General features: G+C 69.5%; 1 pseudogene. It reads left to right on the top strand.

What is annotated here, in order from left to right:
• Positions 1-262: pseudogene (locus tag ACQG3P_RS20155) on the top strand (toprim domain-containing protein); the annotation flags it as partial.

Below are 262 nucleotides of genomic sequence, written 5' to 3'. Positions count from 1 at the left end.
TCTCCGCAGGTGGTTCGGCCAAGCAGGGCCGCAACCGCAAGAACCAGGCCGTGCTGCCGTTGCGCGGCTAGCTCCTCAACGTGGAACGTGCCCGCTTCGACCGGCTGCTGGCCTCCGACCAGGTCGGTACGCTGATCACCGCGCTGGGCACCGGCATCGGCCGCGACGAGTACAACCCGGCCAAGCTGCGCTACCACCGCAGCATCATCATGACCGTCGCCGACGTCGACGGCGCGCACATCCGCGCCCTGCTGCTCACCGG

Source organism: Stenotrophomonas sp. SrG (genome assembly GCF_050031795.1).
In the GTDB taxonomy this organism is placed as follows: Bacteria; Pseudomonadota; Gammaproteobacteria; order Xanthomonadales; family Xanthomonadaceae; genus Stenotrophomonas; species Stenotrophomonas rhizophila_A.
This window is presented reverse-complemented; position numbering and strand designations above follow the sequence as displayed.